Raw genomic sequence first — 8331 nt, 5'->3', positions numbered from 1 at the left:
GGAAATAACCGTGCTGCAATTTGAGGCAGATGGCCCACGCTTTCAGGAGGAAGAAGAAGAGGGTGATGCTTTCGATCATCTGATACGGAACGGATAGGCTCTCACTTCTTGACGGTGGGAGGTGTCGAACCGTACCAGGCTTGCGCAGCGGCAATTCCAGCCAGGACTATGTTCGATCTCGGCCCGTTCGATGCAGCAAGCGGAGATGTTCTTAGTCGGTGCAGAGACAAAGATGTTGGGCTCGCGTTGGCGGCTCAGATCTGATACCCGATGCGAGGTGACGGTACTTTTCGAGCGCGGTTTGAACGCTCGCAGGGACGCTCTAAAGTGCAACCTGACGGCAAATGATGCCGATAGATACAGAAACTACAAAAATATTTTTTTGGGCGATTTCTCAATGAAATCAAAAGCGTAGTATTTTGACGGCCTCACAGTCGGAGAATGACCGTCAGACCGGGCACTTACCATCGAGTTTTCAAATACTTATGCGGGATTCGCACAATCGAGTGGGAGTGACGGGGCGTAGAAACGGCGGAGATTGGCGCCTGCAGCGCAGATATGCGTAAGCTTCGTCTGCGATAGGTTTTGAAAGTTATTAGCCAAATTCGGTCGGGCTGACTGACAATGCTCCTGAGATGTGAGTAGTCGCTGCTAACAAACCGCTCGGTGTCGTTCAAAATTGATATGGACGCCAAAACCCGGGCGAGGCGTGATGGTGGCTTTACCAGAATGCGCTGCAACGATTGCCGCAACCATGGCCAGCCCCAGACCATGGCCGGGCGTTGATCGGCTGCGGTCGACCCGTGCAAACCGATTGAAGAGGTCTGGCGCCTCATTCTCGCTCACGCCCGGACCATCATCAGTGACGGCGAGGCTGATGCCATTATGGGTGCTTTCGAGGACGATGTGGACGGTCGTTCCCTGCGGCGTGTGCTGCGCGGCATTGTCGAGCAGGTTCGTGAGCATCTGTTGCAGCAGTCTGCGATCGCCGCGCATAGTCAGGGCGGGCGCGATGCTGGTGACAAGCTGGTGGCCGCTGCTCTCCATTGAGGGTCGGAACGCCTCCGCCACATCGGCCACCACCGCGCTGAGATCCACCGTCTGGAAGTGCGCGCGGGCGGCCATGCCTTCGACCTCCGCAATCCGCAGCAGGGCGGAAAAGACCTCCAGCAACTCACCTGCTTCCCCGGCGGCAGCCTCGATGGCCTCGCGTTGAAGCACGGCGTCGTGCTCGCGCAGGGCCTCGTCGAGCCGGTTTTGCAGCCGCGTCAGCGGCGTGCGCAGATCGTGAGCGACATCGCTTGAGACTTGGCGCAGGTTCTCCATCAGCCCTGCGATCCGATCGAGCATCCGGTTGAGCGTCGTAGCCACGCCGTCGAACTCGTCGCCGCTCCCGGCTAGGGGAACCCGCCGCGACAGATCGCCAGCAATGATCGCAGCCGCAGTCTGATCGATGCGGGCAAGGCGGCGGCGTGTGACGATACCCACCAGCCATGCCGCACCAATGCCTAGTAGCAACATCGCGCCGAATGCGCCGAGAAACAGGAGGATGAAGCGGTTGTCCATTTCGTCGATGGCGGCGCGATCCGCTCCAACAAGCAGCCGGTAGCCACCCGGGAGGACCGTGGTCAGCGATTGCGCGATCCGCTCCTCGCCGTCCACCTTGTAAGGCAGCAGTTCGACATAGCCGGGCTTTGGTGGGACAATCGTATCGAGCGATCCCGCTACGGTTCTGTTTTGCGCATCGACGAGCCGGTAGCCGAGGCTCGCCGTGCTGCTTGCCGCCTCGCGCCGACGGATGGCAGCGGCCACGCCCTCATGCCCGTCCTGCCCTTCGTCGATCAGCGCCTGCGTTTCGATGGCGATGCGATGATCGAGTTGCAGTTCGAGCGCCTCATGGGTGGTCTCGAATGCCACCGCGCCGATCACGAGCGTCGCGAGCGCAAAGCCCAAAGCGACGGCAGCCACCAACCCAAACGTGCCGCGCCACCAGCGCTTCATCCGCCGTCCCTGATGAGATAGCCTGCACCGCGCACGGTTTCGATCGGGTCGCTATCGAACCCGGCGTTGAGCTTAGAGCGCAACCTACTGAGATGGGTCTCGACGATATTGGTCTTGGGGTCGAAGTCGAAATCCCAAACCCTCTCGAGCAGCATGGTGCGGGTCATAATTCGTCCGGGGTTGCGCATCAGTTCGGCCAGAAGGGTGAACTCGCGGGGCTGGAGCGCAATCTTGCGACCTGCGCGTGTGACGGTGCGGCGGTGCAGATCGAGCACGATGTCACCTGCTGTCAGCCGCGCAGGCTCCGCTGCCGCCGAAGGCCGACGCCCCAGCGCATGGAGGCGGGCCGCCAGTTCGGTAAAGGCGAAGGGCTTGACCAGATAATCGTCCGCCCCGCCTTCGAGCCCTTCGACCCGGTCGGCAATCCCGCTGACGGCGGTCAGCATCAGCACCGGGGTGGTGTTCCCGGCAGCACGCAAAGCCTTGACCAGAGACAGTCCATCAAGGCCCGGCAGCATCCTATCGACCACCATGGCATCGAAACCGCCATCGGTCGCCTGGAACAGCCCGTCGCGGCCGTCGTCGCTGGTCACCACCTGATGTCCCAGCTCGGCCAGGCCGCGGGCGATGAACTGGCCGGTTTCGGTATCGTCCTCGACGATCAGGATTCTCATGCGGCTATTCTAGTGGCTCACGGCCGGTCCGCCAGCCACCGCCAAGCGCGCGGAACAGCGCCACCTGCGCCTGCGCTACGGCGAGTTCGGACTGCGCCAGCGAGAGTTCGGCTTGCGCCAGCGTCCGGTCGGCATCGACCCGCAGGAGCGGCGCCGCATCGCCAAGCCGGACGCGAGCCTCGGCACGGCGAGCGTAGAGGCGTCCTTCATCGCGGGCCTCGGTCAGCGCCCGGTTGCGGCGCACTTCGCCATCATAGGCCGCAAGCGCCGTCTCGACGTCACGCAGCGCCCGGAGGACCGCGACATCCCACCCAGCAAGGGCAGCCCGCTCGGTTGCCTCGGCCTGTTCGATACGTGCGCGGGCCGGAGCCCGATTGGGGAAGGTCCAGCTCACGAGCGGCGAGCCCGTGGCGACCAGCCCCCCGCTCAGCAGGCCCAGCGCCCCGCCAAGATTGATGCGGGGGTAGAGATCGGCACGCGCAACACCGATTCGCGCGGTGGCGGCAGCAAGGCGACGTTCGGCTTCGCGGATGTCCGGGCGACGCAGTAGCAAGGCTGTGCCATCGCCGACAGGAGCCGCAGCGCGCAGTTTCGGCGCCACGGTGCAAGTCATGGGATTGCTGCGGGCATCTCCCGCCGGACGACCTGCGAGCGTGGCGAGGCGGTAGCGCGCATTAGCCTGCGCTGCTTCCAGCGGTGCGATGTTTGCCTTAGTCGTGGCGACAAGGTTTGCGGCCTGCGACACTTCCACCGGGGAAACCTCGCCTGCCGCCAACTGGCTGCGGGTGATTGTCAGCGCGCGGTCCTGAAGCGCGACCTGTTCTCCCACGACGGCAAGGCTGCGGGTTGCGCCGCACAGATCGACATAAGCCAGAACCGTATCGGCGACGACCGCGACCTTTACCCCATCGAGCGCAGCGGCCTGCGCTTCCGCATCGGCGCGGGCCGCGAATGCGCCTGATCGGAGCCGTCCGAACAGGTCCGCATCCCAGCTTGCCGTCACCGCCAGATCGTAGTCGGTGGTCGGCACATTACCCGATGCGCTCGGCTGATTGGCGGGATTATCGATGCCGAGACTGCTCTCGATCGTGGTCTGAGGCTGCCGGGCGGCTTGCGCCTGACGCAGCGCTGCGCGCGCGCCATCGAGATTGGCATAGGCCACCCTGAGATCGGCATTGGCCGCAAGGCTGGCTTCTACCAAGCGGTCAAGCACGGGGTCGTCGTAAAGCCGCCACCAATCATCGGGCACAGGCTCGATCGAGGCAACCGGCAGGCTCGGGAAAGACCCAGCCACGATCGTTGGATCGATGGATGTTGCTGTCGGCGGCGACGGCGTAACACAAGCGGTCACCATCAGCGCCGCGAGGGGAACAAACCGCTTCATGCCACCGCCTCCGCCAGTTCGGGGTCGGGCTCCGGGCGTTCCTTGCCGAAGCGGGCATAGAGCGCGGGCATCAGGAACAGGTTGAGCGCGGTCGAAGAGATCAGGCCGCCGAGGATGACGATCGCCATGGGATGCTCGATCTCGTGACCCGGCTTGTCGCCCGCGATCACCAGCGGCACCAGCGCGAGGCCAGCGCATAGCGCGGTCATCAGGATCGGCACGAGACGTTCCTGAGCGCCGCGAAGGATCAGGGCCGGGCCGAACTCCTCGCCCTCGAACCGGCGCAGGTGATCGTAGCGCGAGAGCAGCATGATCCCGTTGCGCGCCGAAATCCCGATCACGGTGACAAAGCCGACCAGCGATCCAAGCGACAGAACCCCGCCGGTCAGCGCAACTCCGATGACCCCGCCGACCAGCGCAAAGGGCAGGCTGAGGCCCACCAGCGCGGTAATCCGGGCGGAACGGAACTCCAGCCAGACCAGAAGCAGGATACCCACGAGGCAGGCAAGGCCCACCGTCCACAGCCGTTCGCGCGATTCCTTCAGCGCTGCATATTCGCCGAGGATCTCTGGGTGGTAGCCGGTGGCGAAGGGCACCTCGCTCACCGCCGCCTCGACCCCGCGCGCTACGGCTCCGAGATCGGCATCACTGGCGATGTTGAGCGTGACATCGAGACGGCGCTGGCCGTCCTCGCGCTTGATTTCGTTGGGCGCGGGCACGATCACCACATCGGCAACGTCGCGCAGGCGCACCGGCGCGCCGACTGGGGTCTGGATCATCAGATCGGCAAGCGCGTGCTGATCGCCGCGGATTTCAGGCTCGCCCCACAAGGCGACATCGAAAGCCTTCTGGTCGCGATAGATTTCGCCCAGCTTCTCGCCCGCCACGAGGGTCTGGGCCTGCCGACGCACTTCTCCCGGCGTGAGGCCCAGCGTAACGAGATCCGCGGCGCGCGGGCGGATCTGGATCTGCGGCACCAGCACCTGCTGTTCGACCTTGAGGTCGGTCACACCGGGAATGCTGGCGACCTTGCCGCGAACCCGCTCCGCTGCGGCGCGCAGCTCGCCCTGATCGGGGCCGTAGATCCGCACCACCACGGTCGCACCAGCGCCCGAGAGCACCTCCTTGATGCGCTCGCGCAGATAGGTGAGCACGTCGCGGTAAAGGCCGGGATAGCCTTCGACCACTTCCTTGATGCGGGCGACGCTGGCGTCGTAGTCGGCCTCATCGTCAAGGCTGATCCACAGCTCGGTGAAGTTCGGACCGACCACCTCGTCGGCAGCCTCGGCACGCCCGATATGCGCGCCGAAGTTGCGCACACCGGGGATGGCCCGCAGCTCTTTCGAGGCGCGGATGGTGATGCGGTCCATCGCCTCGATACCGACACCCGGCTTCTCGACGAAGTGCATCAGGAAGTCGGTCTCGCGGAAATCGGGCAGGAACTGGTCCTTGAATCCCAGATAGCCTACGCCGGAAAGCAGCAAGCCGCCCGCGACGATGCCCATGGCAAGCCGTGGCCGTTCGATCAGCCGGGGCAGGACGCCAAGATAGCGCTGCTTGAGCGAGGCAACAAAGCGCGTGTCGCGATGCTCCTTCATCGGCGCATTCGGCAGCAGCATCAGGCACATCGCAGGGGTAACGACCAGCGCCACCAGCAGCGAGGCGGCAATCGCCAGCACATAAGCAATGGCCAGTGGCCGGAAGAACGTCCCCGCCACCCCGCCGAGGAAAAAGATCGGCAGGAACACCAGCATGACGATCAGAGAGGCAAAGACGACCGCCGTGCGCACTTCGAGCGAGGCCGAGAGCACCTCAGCAAAGGCCGAACGCGGATTGCCCGCCTCGCGGTTCAGGCGCAGTCGGCGGGCGATGTTCTCGACATCGATGATCGCATCATCGACCACCTCGCCAAGGGCAATCACCAGCCCGGCGATCACCATGGTGTTGATCGTCGCCCCGCTCCACAGCAGCACGAGGCCCGCCGCCAGCAGCGACAGCGGGATCGCCACCAGGCTGATCGTCGCCTGTCGCCAATCACGGGTAAAGGCGAACAGCACGATCGCCACCAGCAGGCAGCCGATCATCAGTGCTCGGGTCAGGTTGTCGATCGACTTCTCGATGAAGGTTGCCGGACGGAAGATCGTCGTGTCGATCTTCACATCCTTAAGGCCGGGCAGCAGCTCGTCGACTGCGGCCTCCACATCGCGGGTCAGCTGGAGCGTGTTACCGGTCGGCTGCTTCTCGACGATCAGCATGATGCCCGGACCATCGTCGATGATCGCATTGCCGATCGGCGCCGCAAAGCCATCGGTGACCCGTGCAACATCGCCGATCCGCACTGGCGCATCGCCTGCGATCTTGATGACTGTGCGGGAGAGGTCCTCGGCGGTCTGGATCGCGCCTGCCTGCTGAACGGGCAGTCGCTGGTTGGGCGTATCGACAAAGCCGCCGCCGCCGACCAGCACTGCATCCCCGGTCGCCGCGCGCAGTTCAGCCAGCGTGACGCCCGAGGCTTGCAGCCGGTCGGGATCGGCCAGTACCTGCAACTGCCGGTCGCGGTAGCCCCAGACGGCAACATTGGCGACGCCCGGCACCGACATCAGCTTGGGCCGGATCGTCCAGCGCACCAGCTCGGAGAGCTGCATCTGGTCGAGCTTCTTCGACGAGATGCCGATCTTCATCGCCCGGCTCGTGGAGGATAGCGGCGGTAGCATCACCGGCGGGCGGGCCGCAGCAGGGAGCCGCGCTTGCACCTGCGCCACGCGCTCCTGCACCAGTTGGCGGGCGCGGATCACATCGGTGCCACGCTCGAACAGGATCGTCACCGAGGAGAGGCCCAGCACCGACTTCGAGCGGAGAGTTGCCAGATCAGGCACGCCGTTGACCGCGGTTTCGATCGGCACCGTAATCAGACTTTCGACCTCCTCGGTCGACAGGCCCGGCGCTTCGGTCTGGATCTCGACGATAGGCGGAGCGAACTCGGGGAACACATCAAGCGGCACATCGGCAGACGCGCGCAAGCCGAGCACCACCAGCAGCGCCGCCATGGCGAGCACCAGCACGCGCTGCTTGAGCGCGGAGCGAACCAGCCAGGCCAGCATCAGTGTGCGACCCCGAACTCGGTTCCGAACAGCTCAGCCGCACCTGCGGTGACCACTAGCGTGCCGGGCCGCAGGCCCCGCGACAGGATCGCGCGGCCGCCTTCCGTTGCTGCCACCTCGATGCGCTGGCGCACATAGGTGTCGGCTTCGGTCTTGGCATAGACCCATTCACCACCATAGATGTCGCTCAGAATCGCAGAGGTCGGCACGGACAGCCCTTCGCTCCTTCCACCAGCAAGCGGGAGCGCGACGCTGACCCTCTGGCCGACGCGGTATGCCCGATCACGATTATCGAGCGCGAAATAGAGATCGACGGTGCCGGCCACTGCATTGGCAGATGGCGGCGCATCGACGGGCCGCGCCGATCGTTTCGCGCCGTCCTGTCCAAGCGGCGAGATCAGCGCCGACTGGCCTTGTTGCAGCCCGGCGAGATCGCTCCCGAACACCGGCACCCGCACCCAGACGTAGCGCTGGTTGCCAAGGCTCGCCACCGCCGGCCCGAGCAGGCGGCGCTGGGCTGCCGCTGCGTCGGCCGCAGCCTTGGCCGAGCCGAGCGCCGCAGTCGCCTCATCACGCGCGCGAATGCTGCCCGCTTCCTCGTCAACCAATGCCGAGGCGCGATCATAGGCCACGCGCGCCAGAGCAAGCTGTGCCCACGCCCGCGCCAGTTCGCCGTCGGCTGCGACCTGCTGGGCAGCCAGCTGTTGCAGATTGCTGGCGGAGTTGATCGGCGCGCCTCCGGCCCCCGCAGGGATGACAATCTCACCGCTCGTCATGCGCATTGCCGATGCGGTGCCCGTCCCGATCCGTTCGGTCACAATCCCGAGCCGCTTCTGCGCTTCCGGCGTGAGCTTCAGGCGGACAAGTTCGGTCTCGTGGGCGATCGCCTCGCTGTGGACCGGGGCCTTGGGGGGAGGAGCGGGATCACTTCCACAGGCTGTCAAAAACATGGCCGGGAAGAGAGCGGCAGATGCGAAACGGTTCAGCATTGCTGACGCATACAAAGCGAGCATTGGGGCAGTGTTGGCCCCGCTATACAATTTCCCAATGTTTGGATGAACTAAGGCACGATCACGGAGTCGCGAGTTGAAAAGCGATTGTGGCAACCATCGATGAAACTCTGCGAAGCGTAGCGCGATACCTCGAGGCGCAGAATTTCCCGATCGGGAAA

At 64.7% G+C, this 8331-nt stretch carries 5 protein-coding genes; all 5 read right to left on the bottom strand.

What is annotated here, in order from left to right:
• Nucleotides 1-651: 651 nt before the first annotated feature.
• From Q0C57_RS16705 to Q0C57_RS16685, 5 genes are read right to left on the bottom strand one after another with little or no spacing between them, the layout of a single operon-like run.
• Entirely contained in the window at nt 652-2001 is a 1350-nt protein-coding gene (locus Q0C57_RS16705; protein WP_296577809.1) for a HAMP domain-containing sensor histidine kinase, read from the bottom strand.
• A complete protein-coding gene (locus Q0C57_RS16700; RefSeq protein WP_296577807.1) occupies nt 1998-2675 on the bottom strand; it encodes a response regulator transcription factor in 678 nt (225 codons plus the stop codon). Before Q0C57_RS16700 ends, Q0C57_RS16705 begins: the two co-directional genes overlap by 4 nt.
• Nucleotides 2676-2679: 4 nt before the next feature.
• Nucleotides 2680-4059 carry an efflux transporter outer membrane subunit gene (locus Q0C57_RS16695; RefSeq protein ID WP_296577805.1) on the bottom strand — a complete coding sequence of 460 codons (1380 nt, stop codon included), beginning with the start codon at nt 4057-4059 and terminating at the stop codon, nt 2680-2682.
• Complete coding sequence (locus tag Q0C57_RS16690) at nt 4056-7160, bottom strand: efflux RND transporter permease subunit (RefSeq protein WP_296577804.1); 3105 nt, start codon at nt 7158-7160, stop codon at nt 4056-4058. Before Q0C57_RS16690 ends, Q0C57_RS16695 begins: the two co-directional genes overlap by 4 nt.
• Nucleotides 7160-8149, bottom strand: a complete 990-nt coding sequence (locus tag Q0C57_RS16685; RefSeq protein ID WP_296577801.1) for a membrane fusion protein MtrC — start codon at nt 8147-8149, stop codon at nt 7160-7162. Before Q0C57_RS16685 ends, Q0C57_RS16690 begins: the two co-directional genes overlap by 1 nt.
• Between the last annotated feature and the right edge of the window lie 182 nt (nt 8150-8331).

It is taken from the genome of Phreatobacter sp., assembly GCF_022843985.1.
In the GTDB taxonomy this organism is placed as follows: domain Bacteria; phylum Pseudomonadota; class Alphaproteobacteria; order Rhizobiales; family Phreatobacteraceae; genus Phreatobacter.
The sequence above is the reverse complement of the archived record's forward strand: the minus strand, read 5'-3'. Positions and strand labels throughout refer to the sequence as shown.